Source organism: Nocardiopsis sp. NPDC007018, from assembly GCF_040635075.1.
Lineage (GTDB): Bacteria > Actinomycetota > Actinomycetes > Streptosporangiales > Streptosporangiaceae > Nocardiopsis.
On sequence record NZ_JBEYHA010000064.1, the window covers coordinates 1 to 15,632 of the forward strand.

A 15,632-nucleotide genomic window follows, 5' to 3' on the forward strand; every position below is an offset into this window, starting at 1 on the left:
AACGCTCGGCTGGGATACCCCAGCCGAGCGCCTCGCCAAGCTGCTCACAACGAGCAACTGACCTTACGTGTTGCGACGACTCCTAGAATTCGCCCACGCCGCACCGGCCCCGTCGGGGAGTCAGGGTCCCCCGTCACCCGGGCGCTCGCTCACCCGCTCACTTGGTCACCCGGGCGGTGATGGTGTCGAGGTCGTCGTGCCGGGTCTCGCGGCTGACGACCAGCGCGCCCAGCGTGATGGTGCCGACCAGGATCAGGTAGCCGCCCACCCAGGCCAGGCCGAAGGTGCTCGCGAGCCACGTGGCGATGTAGGGCGCGAACGAGGCGCCCAGGAGGCTGGCCAGGTTGTAGGCGGCCGAGGCGCCCGTGTAGCGCACCTTGGTCGGGAACAGCTCGGGCAGGACCGCCGCCATCGGGCCGAAGGTCAGGCCCATCAGGGACAGGCCGATGATCAGGAAGGCCATCACCCCGACGGTTCCGCCGCTGCCCATGAGCGGACCCATGGCGAAGCCGAACACGATGATCGCGCAGGTGACGGTGATCAGGACGGGCCTGCGTCCGAACCGGTCGGCCAGGAGGCCCGAGAGGGGGGTGAACAGCGCGAAGAACAGCACGCCGATCAGGAGGAAGACGAGGAAGTCGGTGCGCTCGTAGCCCAGGCCGTTCTCCGGGTCGGTGCCGAACCCCAGGGAGAAGACGGTCATGAGGTAGAAGAGCACGTAGGTCGCCAGCATGATGAGCGTACCGATGAGCACGGCGGGCCAGTTGTGGCGGAAGACCTCGACGATGGGGGTCTTGACCCGCTCGCCGGAGGCGATGACCTTGGCGAAGGCGGGCGTCTCGTGCAGGGTGAGCCGCACCCACAGGCCGACGACGATCAGCACGGTGGAGACCAGGAACGGGATGCGCCAACCGTAGGCGAGGAAGGCCTCGTCGCTCATGGCCTGGCTCAGGATCAGGAAGACGCCGTTGGCGAGGAAGAAGCCGATCGGGGCTCCGAGCTGCGGGAACGTTCCGTAGAAGCCGCGCTTGCCGGGGGGAGCGTTCTCGGTGGCCAGCAGGGCCGCGCCGCCCCACTCGCCGCCCAGGCCCAGCCCCTGCCCGAACCGGCACAGTGCCAGCAGGAGCGGGGCGGCCACGCCGATCTGCGCGTAGGTCGGCAGCAGGCCGATCGCGATGGTCGCGATACCCATGGTCAACAGGGACGCCACCAGGGTGGCCTTGCGCCCGATCCGGTCGCCGAAGTGGCCGAACAGCCAGGAGCCGATGGGGCGCGCCACGAAGGCGATGGCGAAGGTCGCCAGCGACTGCAGGCGGGCGGCCATCATGTCGCCCTCGGGGAAGAACAGGTAGGGGAAGACCAGGACCGCGGCGGTCGCGTAGATGTAGAAGTCGTAGAACTCGATGGACGTGCCCACGAGGCTCGCCGTGAGGACCTTCCGCTTCGGGTTGGTCGGGGGCGGTGCCGTCTCGGCTTGTGGCCGATCCGGCGCCGTGTTGTCTTCGGCGACGTCCTTCATGAGGAGTCTCTTTCCAGGTCAGTGCGGGTCGATGGAGGGATGCTAGCCGCGGTGGACGCCATATGGAACTTTTGTCTCAACATGTGAACGCTTGGGGTGGGGCGGCGAGAGTCACCGCAGGACCGGACGAAGCGGGATCAACCGCCGGGAAGGCGTTCCAGGGCCTACCGTGATCCGCCTCACCGGCCACGATGTCACGCCGCGAGACCCCCGCTCCGCCATGTGGGACGGCGCACCGTCGGGGGCTTCAACGGGCGGAGAAGCGGTCCCTGGAGCCCAGCCGGGGCACTCCGCTCACGCGCACGACCCGGGTGCAGCGCTCCCGCATGCCCTTGACGAGTTCCCCGTTGGGACGGTCGCTGCGCTCGACCCAGTCCCGGGCGTCGTCCGCGTTCGCGCCCCCGGCCATCTGTCGCCGCCGCAGGCGGCGTTCGCGGACCCGGTCCTCGGTCTCCACGTACCAGAGCTGCGCGAACAACCCCCGCGCGCCGTCCCACGGGGGCTCGTCGCTGGCGAGGTAGTTGCCCTCGGTCACGATCAGGCGGGTGCCCGGCTCGATCACGTGCTGGGCGGCGATGGGCTCGTGCAGCCTGCGGTCGTAGTCCGGGACGTAGACGGGGGTGTCGGTCTCGGCCAGCAGCCTGCGCGCCATCGCGAGGTAGCCGTGGGCGTCGAAGGTGTCCGGGGCGCCCTTGCGGTTCCGGCGCCCCAACCGGTCCAGCTGGGCGTTGGACAGGTGGAAGCCGTCCATGGGCAGGTAACCGGCGGTGCCCTTGCCCGCCCGCTCGTCGACGGCGTGCACCAGGTACCGGGCCAGCGTGGACTTACCGGCCGCGGGGGCGCCGGTCAGGCCGAGGATCACGCGGGCGCGGCCTCCGGGCGGGTCCTGCGGTACCAGTGCGAGGGCGTCGGCGACGAGGGATGCGAGCATGGCCTCCAGACTAACCCCACCCCTTCGGGAGCCGCCGGGACTCGGGACGGTCGGACGCGGCGCCCGAGGGGTCCGGCGCCCGCGCTCGTCCGCCCCGGCTCCCCCCGGTCAGGCGAGTGCGGGGCGGGGCCCTCACCCGAGGACGGCCCCGCCCCCGGGTCTCACGGGGCGTGCCCCACGTAGGCCAGGGCCTGGCGTACCAGCACGCCCTGGCCGCCGGGCATCTCCGCCCGCACCTGCGGGCTGGTGGCCTCCTCCGGTGTGAACCACACGAGGTCCAGGGCGTCCTGGCGCGGTTGGCAGTCGCCGCTCACCGGTACCACGTAGGCCATGGCCACCGCGTGCTGGCGGGGGTCGTGGAACGGGGTGACCCCGGGGGTGGGGAAGTACTCGGCGACCGTGAACGGCTGTGGGGAGCTGGGGATACGGGGCAGGGCGACCGGGCCCAGGTCCTTCTCCAGGTGGCGCAGGAGCGCGTCCCGCACCCGCTCGTGGTACAGGACCCGTCCGGAGACCACCGACCGATTGAAGCTGCCGTCGGGGTCGGCGCGCATCAGCAGACCCACGTGCGTCACCGACCCGGACTCGTCCACCCGCACGGGCACCGCCTGGACGTAGAGCACGGGCATGTTGGCGCGGACGCTGTCGAGCTCCTCGGAGGAGAACCAGCCGGGTTGGGTGTCAGCGGTTTCGGTCAATCGGGTCGCGGTCGGCGGACTGCCCGGGGCAGCCGCGTACCGCTCCCTCCCTTCGCTCTCATCGTGTCCATGAGGGCGGTCGGCGACCCGCGCCCCCAGGGGGAACGGCGTCACCGGCCGACACACGGGTGTCCAAGTACCGCTTTTACCGCACGAACGCGCGGAAAGCACGGTGCGGGGGTCGGATCGGGAGTGTCCGAGAGGAAGGTACGGGGGTCCTGTGGTTGGCGACCCCGCCTGGCCGCCCCGGCAAACCCGGGCGATGGTGACACCCGGGTGGCGGAGGGGGCATATCGGCGAGATTCCGGCGGTTTTTCTCAGGAAACCCTCCCGGAAGCTCACTGAAGAGGTTACGATCTCGTACGCGGTTGCGTAGTGGGAAGGTTACGTCCGGTGAGAGGTGGCCCGAGTGGCGAAGGATGGCCCGTTCTCGGCCCAGGAACGATTTCCCTGCACGGGAGTGACGGTGGTGCGCGTCCACGGTGAGGTGGACCTGGCCACCGCCGACCGCCTCCGGGAGAGGCTGCTCCAGGCCGCCCAGGCCTCGCGGTGCGACTGTCTGGTCGTGGACATGTCCGGCCTCGGATTCTTCGACGCCAGCGGCGTACGCGCGCTGGTGGCCGTCTACCAGGTCCTGACCGGGCAGGGCAGACACGTGGTCCTGGCCGAACCCGCGCCGATCGCCGACCGGGTGCTGGAGGCGCTGGGCATGCGGCGGCTGTTCGAGGTCTACCCCATGGTGGAGATGGCGCTCACCCACACCAGCGGCCTGCGGGTGGACGGCGAACCCATCTTCGACAACCCCGTGCCCTGACTCCGACCCGGGCGCGACCGTGCCCGGTCGACGACGCGTCTCCCGGCGCCCCGCCGAAGCCCGGTGCGCCGGGTGCGCCGCGCGGGACGACGACCGGCGGCCCCACCGTGCTCCGCCGAGCGAGCTCCGCGGTGTCACACGGTGGGGGCCGACTTCCTAGGGCAGGGCCGAGGGCGCCCGCCCGGGGGCTCCCTCGTCGCCCGCGCGCTCCAGGAACGGCGCCAGGAGCTCGGGCACGGCCTCGTCCGCCCAGGCCAGACCCTGACCCACACCCACGTCCCGGGCGGTGTACATCCCCTCGCCGGAGGCCGTGGTCGCCGACACGTCCGCCAGGCCCAGGCGGCGCTGGAACGGCGACCGTGTGATCCGCCAGCCGATCACCGCCGCCCGCTCCAGGGTGACGGTCTCCCGGGAGGCCATACCCCCGCGCACCACGAGATACCGCGGATGCAGGCCGTGCCCCAGGCCCCGGTAGGAGCCCACCGCGTACCAGAACGCCAGCGCGGCGAACAGCAGCGCCACCGCGAACCATCCCCAACCCGGTGTGGCCTCGACGGTCGGCGTGGCCAGCGGGAACGGCATGAACTGCTCCTCGGCCCTGCGCAGCGCCGCCCACCAGGTCTCGGTCGCCACCCGGTGCAGCCAGGCCAGCCCTCCGGCCACGGCCAGCGCCAGGAACGAGCACACCGTCGCCCGGGTGAACCGGCGGCGCAGGGCCGCCTTCGGGTGGACCGCCAACGGCGCGTCCAGCGCCGAGGAGGGATCGCCCATCAGGGCGGCGCCCAACCGCCGGGCCCGGCCCCGGGGCATGGCGGGGGAGAGGCGGCTCTTGGCCTCCGTCTTCTGCGAGTCGCCGGCCGACAGGCCGGTGGCCACCGCGCGGACGGAGGCGCCACCCACCGACCGCAGGACGAGGGGCTCGTGGAGCACCACGCCGTTGAGTCGGCGGCCCTCCACCGACAGGGAGACACTGGTCAGCAATCCCCGGCGCAGCCGCACGGTACCGTCGGGCTCCCGGACGAGCCGGTAGTCCCACCAGGTCTCCACGGCGGCCAGGAGCAGCACGGCGGTGCCCGAGACCAGCAGGACCAGTAGGACGGTGGGGACGACCAGCAGCAGCTGCCCCATCACGATGCCGGACAACTCCTGCGCACTGGGCAGCCCGGCCTGGTCCGAAACCCACCTCCAGGCGTGACCGCCGCTCTGGGCGTTGGCCCCGACGAGCGCGGCGAGCACACCGAGGCCGATCCCCAGGGTCGCCGGAGTGGCGGGGGCGTAGGCGAACCAGCGGGGGTTCAGCCGGGCCAGCTCGGTCTCCTGCCCGGCCTCTTCGGAGGAGCCCTCGGCGGCGTCGTCGGACGCGCTCGCGGGCGCGGTGCGGCGCAGCAGCTCCCGGCGCAGCCGTTCGCCCTGACCCGTGGTCACGTACTCCAGCTTGAGCTGGTCCCCACCGCCGGCCCCGGCGGACTCCCCCGTGCCCACGGTCACCGCGCACAGGCCGAAGATCCGTGTGTAGATCGGGGCGGCCACGTCCACGGTGCGCACGCGCTCACGCGGGATCGACCGGTAGGTCCGGGCGACGACGCCCGAACGCATCTCCATGCGCTCGTCGGTGACCCGGTAGCGGGCCGCACGCAGCCGCACCATCTCCATCCACGTCATCAGGGCGAGGAAGGCCAGGGTGCCCGGGAGGGGGAGCAGCGCCCACCACGGGAGCCCGACGACGAACAGGACGACGGTGCCCACGAGCGCTGACGGCACGAGGAACGCGGCCGCGAGCGCGGTGGAGGCCCACACGCTGAGCGGGCTCAGCCGCTCCCAACCGTCCTCGGCGCCCGCCGCGCCCTCCGCGGGCGGTGGCCCCTCCGGTAGCGGTTCCCCCATCGGTCGGCCCTCTTCGGTTCCGTGGTTGTCGTGGGGGGTCATGTCGCGTCTCCGGGAACCGCCTGGGTGCTGTCGGTGAGCTGGTCGGCCACCTCGGTCGCCAACCGGTGGTCGAGGCCGCTGATCTCGATCGGTCCGGCGGCGGAGGCGGTCGTCACGGTCACGCTCGACAACCCGAAGGCCCGCTGGAGTGGTCCCCGCTCGGTGTCCACCGTCTGGACGCGGGACATGGGGGCCACCCGCCACTCCTGCCAGATCCACCCGCTGGAGGTGTACACGGCGGTGTCGGTCACTTCCCAGCGGTGCACCCTGAACCGCCACTGCGGCATGACGACCGTGACCAGGAGTCCGACCCCGCCGAGGACACCAGCGGCGATCAGGAACCAGGGGCGGACCGGTTCCCAGATCAGGGCGGGAACGACGGGGACGACCGTGAGTATGAGCGTCACCGCGAGGGACCGTGTCGTCCACCACCAGACCGCGCGCCGGTCCACACGGTGGTTGGGCGGTCGTAGGCGCAGAGCGTCGGTGCTCATGGTGTCGACCTCTCCTCTCAGTCAGGGCCCCGGGGGAGGCCGTCCATAAAAAGTGATATCACAATGCTATGCTCCAGTCAGCACTCGAAAACGCATCCCCAGGAAGGACGGTCGACGGATGAGCTCGACACCGAACGTCGTCAGGCCAGCACCCCAGTACCGCGAACGCGAGGCCTTCGGGTCCGGTGGAATCCCCATGTTCGTCGTGTCCCTGGCCCTGTTCCTCGGCGGAGCCGCCGTGGCGGCGCTCCCCCTGCTCGGCCTGCACGTGGCCCTGGTCGCGGTGGGCGCGGTGATCGCCGTCGTCGGCGTCGTCCTGGCCATCGGCCTGACCATGGTCGCCCCCAACGAGGCCCAGGTCGTGCAGTTCTTCGGCCGCTACGTCGGGACCATCCGCACGGACGGACTGCGCTGGGTCAACCCGCTCACCGTGCGCAACGCCATCTCCACCCGCATCCGCAACCACGAGACCTCCGTCATGAAGGTCAACGACGCCTCCGGCAGCCCAATCGAGATCGCCGCCGTCGTCGTCTGGCAGGTCGAGGACACCGCACGCGCCTCCTTCGAGGTCGACGACTTCATCCAGTTCGTCTCCACCCAGACCGAGGCCGCCGTCCGCCACATCGCGGGCAAGTACCCCTACGACTCCTACGGCGACGACGCCGTGCCGTCCCTGCGCGACAGCGCCGACGCCATCACCGAGCAGTTGTCCAAGGAGGTCGCCGAGCGCGTCGACGCGGCGGGCGTGAAGATCGTGGAGTCTAGGTTCACCCACCTGGCCTACGCCCCCGAGATCGCCCAGGCCATGCTCCAGCGCCAGCAGGCCAGCGCCATGATCGCCGCCCGGGCCGAGATCGTCGAGGGCGCCGTCACGCTGGTCGACCGCGCCCTGGAGCGCCTGTCCGACGAGAACGTGGTGGAACTGGACGAGGAGCGCAAGGCCGCGATGGTCAGTAACCTGCTCGTGGTCCTGTGCTCCGACCGCCCCGCCAGCCCCGTCGTCAACACCGGGACCCTCTACCAGTAGATCCGGGTGAGGTGCCGTGCCCGAGCGCAAGAAGGTGCTGCTGCGGCTCGACCCCGCCGTCCACGACGCGCTCGCGCGCTGGGCCGGGAACGAGCTCCGGAGCACCAACGCCCAGATCGAGTTCCTCCTGCGCCGCGCCCTGGACGACGCGGGGCGTATGCCCAAGGAGGCCGGAGACCTCCCCCGCCGAGGCCGTCCGCGCAAGAAGGCCTCCGAGGCCCCCGAAGACCCGGAGCCGGGCGGGGGACGGACGTGACGGAGCCGGGCGCCCGCGCCGGGCGCCCGGCTCCCCCGCGATCGGTCCGGGCCAGAGTTCGTCCTCCGACCCGTGCTCCTTCCGGCTAGCCCAGCGCCGCGGCGGCGGCCCTGCCCGCGGTGCGGCCCGAGAAGAGGCAGCCGCCGAGGAAGGTGCCCTCCAGGGAGCGGTACCCGTGCACGCCGCCCCCGCCGAACCCCGCCACCTCACCGGCCGCGTACACCCCCGGCAACGGCGTGCCGTCGGCACGGAGCACCCGGGCGTCCAGATCGGTGTGCAGCCCGCCGAGGGTCTTGCGGGTGAGGACGTGCAGGCGCACCGCGATGAGCGGACCGGCCTTGGGGTCCAGGATCTGGTGTGGCCGGGCCACGCGGGCGAGCCGGTCGCCCCGGTAGTTGCGGGCGCCGTGGATCGCCATCACCTGGAGGTCCTTGGTGAAGGTGTTGGCCATCTCCCGATCGCGGGCCACCACCTCGCGGGTCACCGTGTCGGCGTCCAGCACGTCGTCACCCGCGACCTCCCTCATCCGCCGGATCAGCTCGGGCAGCCGGTCGGCGACCACGAAGTCGGCCCCGTTGCGCTTGAAGGCCTCCACGGGGCCCGGCGCGCCGGGGAGCACCCGTTGGAGGACGAGCTTGAGGTCCTTGCCGGTGAGGTCCGGGTTCTGTTCGGAACCGGAGAGGCCGAACTCCTTCTCGATGATCTTCTGCGACAGCACGAACCACGTGTACTCGTGGCCGGTGCGCATGATGTGGTCCAGGGTTCCCAGTGTGTCGAAACCGGGGAAGTACGGGGCGGGCAGGCGCTTGCCGGTCGCGTCCAGCCACAGCGACGACGGGCCGGGCAGGATGCGGATGCCGTGCCGCTCCCAGACCGGGTCCCAGTTCTGGATGCCCTCGGTGTAGTGCCACATCCGGTCGCGGTTGATGACCTCGCCGCCCGCCCGCTCCGTGATGCCGAGCATCCTCCCGTCCACGTGGGCGGGCACCCCCGAGAGCATGTGCCGGGGCGCGGCTCCCAACCGCTCCGGCCAGTTCCGGCGCACCAGGTCGCGGTTGCCGCCGATGCCCCCGGCGGTCACGATGACGGCCTGGGCGCCGATCTCGAAGTCTCCAGTGGCGTCCCGGTTGCTGGCCCGGCCCCGTTCGGCGTCGCTGGGGGCCAGTACCGTGCCGCGCACCCCGGTGACCGCCCCCGCGGTCACCACCAGTTCGTCCACCCGGTGGCGGAAGCGCAGCGAGATCAGGCCCCGTTCGGCGGCGTCGCGCACCCGGCGTGCGAAGGGTGCGACCACGCCCGGTCCGGTGCCCCAGGTGATGTGGAAGCGGGGGACCGAGTTGCCGTGGCCGTCGGCGAGGTAGCCGCCGCGCTCGGCCCATCCCACGACGGGGAAGATCCTCAGGCCCATCCGGCGCAGCCAGGAGTACTTCTCGCCCGCGGCGAAGTCCACGTACGCCTCGGCCCACCGGCGCGGCCACGCGTCCTCCGGGCGGTCGAAGGCGGCGGTGCCCATCCAGTCCTGGAGGGCCAGCTCACGGGAGTCCCGGATGCCCATGCGGCGCTGTTCGGGGGAGTCGACGAAGAACAGCCCGCCGAAGGACCAGTGCGCCTGCCCGCCGAGGGACTGTTCGGGTTCCTGGTCCAGCAGGACCACCCGCCTCCCGGCGTCGGCGAGTTCGGCGGCGGCGGCCAGTCCGGCCAGTCCCGCCCCCACGACGACGACGTCGGCCTGGTCGGCTCCGGTGCCCATGCGGTTCTCCTCGGGGGTCGTCCGCGCCGGCGGGCGCGGCGTGCGTGATGGTGCCGACTGTGCACCGGAGCGGGGTCGTGGGCAAGGCTGGTGTGTGCCCCCCGCCACATCCTTTGTCACCCGGTGACAAAGGCCTCCGGGAAGGCGCTCGGTGTTCCTCTCCGCGACCCTGGCGCCGATTGGCGGCCACCGCCTCGCCGGGTCAGGCTCCGAAGCGGACCAGGGACCGGCCGCCCCGCCCCCGGCGCATCCGCTCGAAGGCCTCGGGCACGCCCTCCAGGGGGATCTCGTCGGTGATCATCTCGGCCAGCCGCAGCTCTCCGGAGCGGACCGCCTCGGCCAGCAGCGGGATGTCCCGGACCGGGTCGGAGGACCCGTACACGCAACCCTGGAGCGTGCGGGCCTGGTGGAACAGCTCCAGGGCGCTGAAGGACACCTCGTCCCGGTGCGAGCCCACGCCCACCACCGTCACGGTTCCGCCCCGGCGGGCCGCGTTCCACGCGGTGCGTACCACCGAGGCCCGGCCGACCACCTCGAAAGCGTGGTCGACCCCCCGTCCGCCGGTGAGCCGCCGCACGGCCCGGTGGGTGTCGTCGTCGGCGACCAGGAAGTCGGTGGCGCCCAGCGACCGGGCCAGTTCCTCCTTCTCGGGGGAGGCGTCGACCGCCACCAGGGGGTCGGCCCCGGCGATCCGGGCCGCCTGGAGCAGCGACAGGCCGACCCCGCCCAGCCCCAGCACCAGCGCGGACCGTCCCGGTCGCAGCCGGGCGACGTTGTTCACCGCGCCCCAGCCGGTGAGCACCGCGCACCCGAGCACCGCCGCGACCGCCGGGTCGACCCCCTCCGGCAACGGAACGAGGGCGCCGACCGGTACCACCGTGGCCTCGGCGAAGGCTCCCGTGTTCAGCCCCGGGTAGACGGGGGTGCCGTCGCCGAGTTCCGCGTAGGGGGAGAGCGTGCCGTCCAGGGCGTGTTCGCACAGGTGGGGTTCGTCCTGGGCGCAGAACCAGCAGGACCGGCAGGGCGGAGCCCAGTTCAGGATCACCCGCTGGCCCGGCGCCACCTCGGTCACCCCGGGGCCGACCGCCTCCACGGTGCCCGCCCCCTCGTGGCCGAGCACGGCGGGCCAGGTCTGCGGCAGGGTGCCGTCGGACAGCGAGAGGTCGGAGTGGCACACCCCCGCCGCCGACATGCGGACCAGGGCCTGGCCGGGGCCCGGGTCGGGCAGGACGACGTCGCGGATCTCGGGGGAGGCGCCGGTGGCGGAGAAGACGGCGGCCCTGACGGTCGTACTCATGGCTCTCCAATCGCGGAAGTCCCGCGACCCTAGCAATACCGGCCGGTCGGTCTTTCGCGTGGGGGGTGACCGCTCCCCGACGTGTCGCCCCCTTCCTCCCGAACGCGTCACCCTTGAGGAAAGCCTGTGTTGGCGGGGCTTCTGGGTGGGTATCTCCTCTTTGTCCGCCGGAGACGCGGCCCGGCCCGCTGCCCGGACCGGTACGTGTCCACCGGTCTCCGGTACGCCTCGACGGGGAGGTTCCATGGCTCGACCCGACGGCCCTTCGACCGCGCCCACGCGGCGGCACTACCTCATGTGCCGACCCACCTACTTCACGGTGGAGTACGCCATCAACCCCTGGATGGACCCCGACGTGGTGGTGGACCGGCCGCGCGCCATCCGCCAGTGGGAGGAGCTGCGGGACCTCTACCTCTCCCTCGGCCACCGGGTGAGCGAGATCGCGCCGATCGAGGGGCTGCCCGACATGGTCTTCGCGGCCAACGGCGCGCTGGTCGTGGACGGCCGCGTCTACGGAGCCCGGTTCGCCAGCGCCGAGCGCACCCCCGAGGGCCCCGCCTACCTGGACTGGTTCCGCCAGGAGGGGTACACCGAGACCTCGGAGGCCAAGTACGTCAACGAGGGCGAGGGCGACTTCATCACCCTCGACGAGGTCGTCCTGGCCGCGACGGGCTTTCGGACCGAGGCCGCAGCCCACCAGGAGGCCGAGCGCCTCCTGGGGCGCCCGGTGGTCACCCTGCAACTGGTCGACCCGCGCTTCTACCACCTGGACACGGCGTTGTTCGCCCTGTCCGGCGACCGGATCGCCTACTACCCCGGTGCCTTCTCCAAGGGCAGCCGCCGGGTTCTGGAGGCCCTCTTCCCCGACGCCCTGATCGCCACGGAGGAGGACGCCCGCGTCCTCGGGCTCAACGCGGTCAGCGACGGGCACGACGTGGTCGTCGCCGCGGAGGCCACCCGGCTCGCCGACCGGCTGCGGGCGCTGGGGTTCACCGTCCACCCGGTGGAACTCGACGAGCTGCGCAAGGCGGGTGGCGGCGCCAAGTGCTGCACCCTGGAGCTCCGGGACCACCCCCTGGCGTGAGACTCCGAAGCCACCGAGGCCCTCTGTGGGATGCGCCACGCGCCGCCCCGGGGCCGGTGGCGGCCGCACAGGTCACGCCCGCCCGGTCACGGGCCCCGGGAACCGGCCGGGACGGGTGGACCAACGGCCCGCGCCCTCGGGCGCCACGCGCCCGTAGGCTCGGTTCACGTGACGACCAAACGACGCGGGCTCGGGCGCGCGGACCGGGAACGGCAGCTGATCGACGCCGCCGTCTCCGTGTTCTCCCGGGGCGACTACCGCACGGTCAGCGTGGACGCGATCGCGGCGGCGGCCGGGACCTCCAAACCGACCGTCTACCACTATCTCGGCTCGAAGGAGCGGATCTTCGTCGCCTGTGTGCGACGCGAGACGGAGCGGCTGGTCGAGGCGGTCCGGACCGCCGTCCAGGACCCGCTGGCGCCCCGGGAGGAGGACCCCCTGCGCCGGGGCATGCAGGCCTTCTTCGCCTTCGTCGTGGACAACCGCGAGAGCTGGACCGTCCTCTACCGGCGCGCCGCCGCCCAGGGCGAGCCGTTCGCGGGCCAGACCACCCGGATGCGCGACCGCGTCACCGCCGAGGTGGCCGATCTCATCGCCTCCTGTACCCGGGATGGACACGGCGTACTCGAACCCCGCGACGCCCAGCTCCTCGCGCGCGTCGCGGTGAGCACGGCCGACGCCTTCGCCGACTGGCTGCTGGACCACCCCGACGAGACTCCGGACACGATGGCCGGGCACGTCACCGCGCTCACCTGGGCGCACCTGCGCGAACGCCGCCCCGTCGAGGCGTGAGCGGGGCGCGCCCGGGGTGCCTAGGGCCTGGCCCGGCGCTGGTGGCGCAGGGCCAGCAGGCTCACCAGGTCGTAGGCCACGTGAGCGGCGGCGGTCGACGTGATCTGCGCGTGGTCGTAGGCCGGAGCCACCTCGACCACATCCGCGCCGACCAGGTTCAGGTCGGCCAGGCCGCGCAGGATCTCCAGCAACTCGCGGCTGGTCAGCCCCCCGGCCTCGGGGGTTCCGGTGCCGGGAGCGTGCGCCGGGTCCAGCACGTCGATGTCCACGGACACGTACAGAGGACGGTCGCCGATCCGCTGGCGCAGCGCGTCGGCGACCTCGTCCACTCCCTTGCGCATGACGTCGGCGGAGGTCACGATCCCGAATCCGAAACGGCGGTCCTCCTCCAGGTCGCGCTTGCCGTAGAGCGGCCCCCGGGTGCCCACGTGCGCGATCGCCTCGGTGTCCAGGACGCCCTCCTCCACGGCCCGGCGGAACGGTGTGCCGTGGGTGTAGGGCTCCCCGAAGTAGGTGTCCCAGGTGTCCAGGTGGGCGTCGAAGTGCAGCAGGGCGATCGGCCCGTGGACGCGGTACAGCGAGCGCAGCAGAGGCAGCGCGATGGTGTGGTCGCCGCCCAGCGTGACCAGCGTGGTTCCGGCCGTCACGAAGGCCGAGGCGCCCTGGTCCAGGGTTTCCACGGCGTCCCTGACGGAGAACGGGTTCACGGCGATGTCGCCGCCGTCCACCACCTGGAGGCTCTCGAAGGGGGCCACGTCCAGTCCGGGGTTGTAGGGGCGCAGCAGACGGCTGGCCTCCCGGATGGCGGACGGCCCGAAGCGGGCCCCCGGCCGGTAGGACACCCCCGTGTCGAACGGGACGCCCACGACCGCCACGTCGGCGTGGTCGACCTGGTCGATCCTGGGCAGCCGGGCGAAGGTCGCCGGGCCGGCGAAGCGGGGGACGAGACTGGAGTCGGTGGGGCCGATCGGGCTGTTCATCTGGTCCGTTCCTGTCGACGGGTGCGGCTTCGGCCAGCGTAGGCAGCGGTGAGGCCGCCCTCCGGTATCCGAACCGTACGATCCCTCGGCGTCCTTTTGGACGGTTCGGCCAAGGAGTGCGTTCGACGGCGGGAGGAGGGCGGCCCCGGGCGGGTCGAGGGCCGGGATCGGCCACGGTACACCTCCGAGCGTGGCCATGGGCCGCCGCTTTTACCACGAACCCGAACTTCGAGGGTCCGTATGGCCGCTTCCGGCCATGGCCCCGCGGCCGCTTCGGGAGCGGTCGTCGGGGAGGCCGCTCACCTCCCGTGTGTCGACCACGGTGAACAGCGAGGCTCGCCCGGGGGAGGACTCCACAGGATTCGGAAGAGACGGTCCGTCAGTGCCGCCGAATAGAACGCTTCTCCCGGTTCTGTTGGCCCCGCCACACTCGAACCAGGAAACTGGGGAACTCCTTGCCCAACCGAGGACCTGTGGGGGCCACATGAACGCGCGTGTCCGGAGGAACGGGTTCCGGGTCGTCGGCGGGGTCGTGACGGTCGTCAACGGGGCTCCACCAGACCGGTGGCGTCCGGTCTCCGGAGTCCTGCCGGGCGGGGCGTCCGCCGTCCGCCGGAGCCCGTGGTGAGCGGGCCGGGGCGGTCACTGCGGCAGGGGCCGGGCGCACGCTACCCCTCCCTGGACACGGCGCTGCCCTCCGGCGCCAACGCGCGCGAGCACGCGGTCCTGCTCGGCAGGGTCCACGACGCGCTGCTCACCGGTCGGCCCACGCCCGCGCCGCTGCGCCCGGTGATCGAGGACTCCTGGGAGCGGATGCGCCAGTTCGGCATCGATCCCTTCGGCGCGTCGCCGCCCAAGATGGCCAGGATGGACGAACTCCAGCGCCACCGGGAGGCGTCGCCGATCTCCGAGGTCCTTCCGCTGATCCGCCGTTCCCTGGTGTCGGTCGCCGACGAGGCCGAGCACATCATGCTGGTGACGGACGCGGCGGGCCGGGTGCTGTGGCGGGAGGGTTCCCACCGGATGCGGGCGGTCGGCGACCGGGTCGGGCTGGTGGAGGGCGCCTACTGGAACGAGGGGAGCGCGGGCACCAACGCCATCGGGACCGCGCTCGTGGTGGGGCGTCCCCTCCAGGTCTACTCGGCCGAGCACTACGTGCGCAGCCTGCACGCGCTCACCTGCGCGTGCGCCCCGGTGCACGACCCCCGGGACGGGCGGCTGCTGGGCGCCATCGACGTCACCGGGCCCGTGTCCACCGTCCACCCCACCACCCTGGCCCTGGTCAACGCGGTCGCGCGACTGGCCGAGGCGCACCTCCAGGGACTGCACCACAGCCACCTGGAACGGCTGCGGTCGGTGGCGGCCCCCCTGATCGCTGGGCTGAGCCGCCCCGCGCTGGTCGTGGACGAGAACGGGTGGACCGCGGCCGCCGTCCACACGGAGCCGGTCCGCAGAGTGCAGCTGCCCAAGCGTTGCGACGGTGGAACCGTCTGGCTGCCGACACTGGGGGAGTGCGTCCTGGAGCCGTTGCCCGGGGGGTGGCTGGTACGGCCGGGTTCCGGGGAGCGGGCCGTACCCGGCTCCGTCACCCTGGACCTGACCCGGCCCGGCGCGGCCACCGTGACGGTGGCGGGGGACAGCGGCGAGTGGGCCCACCGCCTCTCACCGCGTCACTCCGAGTTCCTGCTGCTGCTCGCGGCGCATCGTGAGGGGCGGTCCGGGGTACAGCTCTCCCAGGACGTGTTCGGCTCCGACCAGCACGTGGTGACCGTGCGGGCCGAACTCTCCCGGATGCGGCGCAACCTGGGCGGTCTGATCGAGAGCCGTCCCTACCGCTTCGCCGAGGACCTCCGGGTCCGGGTGCTCACGCCGGAGTCGCCGCTGGACCTGCTGCCGGGCTCCTCGGCGCCGGGCGTACGCGACCTGCGCGCGCGGTCCAGGGGAGCGCCCGATCGCTCTGGGCGATGACGTCGCAACCTGTTGCAACCGTTGCGGGCGTCGCGGCCGGTGGGGTCCAATGGTTCCGCGCGGCCCGCACACCGGTGGGCGGCCACCGGGCAAGAG

At 72.5% G+C, this 15,632-nt stretch carries 14 protein-coding genes; 6 read left to right on the forward strand and 8 right to left on the reverse strand.

The annotated features are described in order from the left end of the window. Nucleotides 1–157: 157 nt before the first annotated feature. The 3 genes from ABZ635_RS24050 to ABZ635_RS24060 all read right to left on the reverse strand — a co-directional run bounded on the left by ABZ635_RS24050 (nucleotide 158) and on the right by ABZ635_RS24060 (nucleotide 3,148). Entirely contained in the window at nucleotides 158–1,519 is a 1,362-nt protein-coding gene (locus tag ABZ635_RS24050) for an MFS transporter (protein ID WP_357769135.1), read from the reverse strand. A gap of 247 nt (nucleotides 1,520–1,766) precedes the next feature. Next, on the reverse strand, nucleotides 1,767–2,450 hold the full coding sequence (locus tag ABZ635_RS24055) for a nucleoside/nucleotide kinase family protein (protein WP_357769136.1): 684 nt from the start codon (nucleotides 2,448–2,450) through the stop codon (nucleotides 1,767–1,769). Between the two features lie 161 nt (nucleotides 2,451–2,611). Next, entirely contained in the window at nucleotides 2,612–3,148 is a 537-nt protein-coding gene (locus ABZ635_RS24060; protein WP_357769137.1) for an NUDIX hydrolase family protein, read from the reverse strand. Nucleotides 3,149–3,608: 460 nt separating this feature from the next. Between ABZ635_RS24060 and ABZ635_RS24065 the strand changes: the two genes are divergently transcribed. Continuing rightward, nucleotides 3,609–3,962, forward strand: a complete 354-nt coding sequence (locus ABZ635_RS24065; RefSeq protein WP_357769154.1) for an STAS domain-containing protein — start codon at nucleotides 3,609–3,611, stop codon at nucleotides 3,960–3,962. A gap of 156 nt (nucleotides 3,963–4,118) precedes the next feature. On the opposite strand, the gene ABZ635_RS24070 is transcribed toward ABZ635_RS24065, so the two are convergent. Further along, on the reverse strand, nucleotides 4,119–5,888 hold the full coding sequence (locus tag ABZ635_RS24070; RefSeq protein WP_357769138.1) for a PH domain-containing protein: 1,770 nt from the start codon (nucleotides 5,886–5,888) through the stop codon (nucleotides 4,119–4,121). Beyond that, a complete protein-coding gene (locus ABZ635_RS24075; protein ID WP_357769139.1) occupies nucleotides 5,885–6,382 on the reverse strand; it encodes a PH domain-containing protein in 498 nt (165 codons plus the stop codon). Before ABZ635_RS24075 ends, ABZ635_RS24070 begins: the two co-directional genes overlap by 4 nt. Nucleotides 6,383–6,500: 118 nt before the next feature. On the opposite strand from ABZ635_RS24075, the gene ABZ635_RS24080 reads away from it, so the two are divergent. Then, a complete protein-coding gene (locus ABZ635_RS24080) occupies nucleotides 6,501–7,409 on the forward strand; it encodes an SPFH domain-containing protein (RefSeq protein WP_357769140.1) in 909 nt (302 codons plus the stop codon). 16 nt (nucleotides 7,410–7,425) lie between these two features. Further along, nucleotides 7,426–7,665, forward strand: coding sequence for a hypothetical protein (locus tag ABZ635_RS24085; protein WP_357769141.1), 240 nt, complete (start codon nucleotides 7,426–7,428; stop codon nucleotides 7,663–7,665). Nucleotides 7,666–7,750: 85 nt separating this feature from the next. Here ABZ635_RS24085 and ABZ635_RS24090 read toward each other — a convergent pair whose 3' ends face one another. Next, complete coding sequence (locus ABZ635_RS24090) at nucleotides 7,751–9,415, reverse strand: FAD-binding dehydrogenase (RefSeq protein WP_357769142.1); 1,665 nt, start codon at nucleotides 9,413–9,415, stop codon at nucleotides 7,751–7,753. 202 nt (nucleotides 9,416–9,617) lie between these two features. Next, on the reverse strand, nucleotides 9,618–10,712 hold the full coding sequence (locus ABZ635_RS24095; RefSeq protein WP_357769143.1) for a zinc-binding dehydrogenase: 1,095 nt from the start codon (nucleotides 10,710–10,712) through the stop codon (nucleotides 9,618–9,620). A 244-nt stretch (nucleotides 10,713–10,956) separates the two neighbouring features. Here ABZ635_RS24095 and ddaH point away from each other — a divergent pair, with 244 nt between their 5' ends. Together ddaH and ABZ635_RS24105 are read left to right on the forward strand one after the other, a co-directional pair. Continuing rightward, on the forward strand, nucleotides 10,957–11,796 hold the full coding sequence (gene ddaH, locus ABZ635_RS24100; RefSeq protein ID WP_357769144.1) for a dimethylargininase: 840 nt from the start codon (nucleotides 10,957–10,959) through the stop codon (nucleotides 11,794–11,796). Nucleotides 11,797–11,964: 168 nt separating this feature from the next. Continuing rightward, nucleotides 11,965–12,588 carry a TetR/AcrR family transcriptional regulator gene (locus tag ABZ635_RS24105; protein WP_357769145.1) on the forward strand — a complete coding sequence of 208 codons (624 nt, stop codon included), beginning with the start codon at nucleotides 11,965–11,967 and terminating at the stop codon, nucleotides 12,586–12,588. A gap of 20 nt (nucleotides 12,589–12,608) precedes the next feature. Here ABZ635_RS24105 and speB read toward each other — a convergent pair whose 3' ends face one another. Further along, nucleotides 12,609–13,568, reverse strand: a complete 960-nt coding sequence (gene speB / locus ABZ635_RS24110; RefSeq protein ID WP_357769146.1) for an agmatinase — start codon at nucleotides 13,566–13,568, stop codon at nucleotides 12,609–12,611. A 624-nt stretch (nucleotides 13,569–14,192) separates the two neighbouring features. Between speB and ABZ635_RS24115 the strand changes: the two genes are divergently transcribed. After that, nucleotides 14,193–15,536, forward strand: coding sequence for a GAF domain-containing protein (locus tag ABZ635_RS24115; RefSeq protein ID WP_357769147.1), 1,344 nt, complete (start codon nucleotides 14,193–14,195; stop codon nucleotides 15,534–15,536). Nucleotides 15,537–15,632: the final 96 nt, after the last annotated feature.

What these genes read in the sequence shown, in the direction of transcription:
- ABZ635_RS24080 (WP_357769140.1), top strand. Translation starts at nt 6,501, where the DNA reads ATGAGCTCGACACCGAACGTCGTCAGGCCAGCACCCCAGTACCGCGAA.
- speB (WP_357769146.1), bottom strand. Translation starts at nt 13,568, where the DNA reads ATGAACAGCCCGATCGGCCCCACCGACTCCAGTCTCGTCCCCCGCTTC.
- ABZ635_RS24055 (WP_357769136.1), bottom strand. Translation starts at nt 2,450, where the DNA reads ATGCTCGCATCCCTCGTCGCCGACGCCCTCGCACTGGTACCGCAGGAC.
- ABZ635_RS24070 (WP_357769138.1), bottom strand. Translation starts at nt 5,888, where the DNA reads ATGACCCCCCACGACAACCACGGAACCGAAGAGGGCCGACCGATGGGG.
- ABZ635_RS24095 (WP_357769143.1), bottom strand. Translation starts at nt 10,712, where the DNA reads ATGAGTACGACCGTCAGGGCCGCCGTCTTCTCCGCCACCGGCGCCTCC.
- ABZ635_RS24075 (WP_357769139.1), bottom strand. Translation starts at nt 6,382, where the DNA reads ATGAGCACCGACGCTCTGCGCCTACGACCGCCCAACCACCGTGTGGAC.
- ddaH (WP_357769144.1), top strand. Translation starts at nt 10,957, where the DNA reads ATGGCTCGACCCGACGGCCCTTCGACCGCGCCCACGCGGCGGCACTAC.
- ABZ635_RS24090 (WP_357769142.1), bottom strand. Translation starts at nt 9,415, where the DNA reads ATGGGCACCGGAGCCGACCAGGCCGACGTCGTCGTCGTGGGGGCGGGA.
- ABZ635_RS24050 (WP_357769135.1), bottom strand. Translation starts at nt 1,519, where the DNA reads ATGAAGGACGTCGCCGAAGACAACACGGCGCCGGATCGGCCACAAGCC.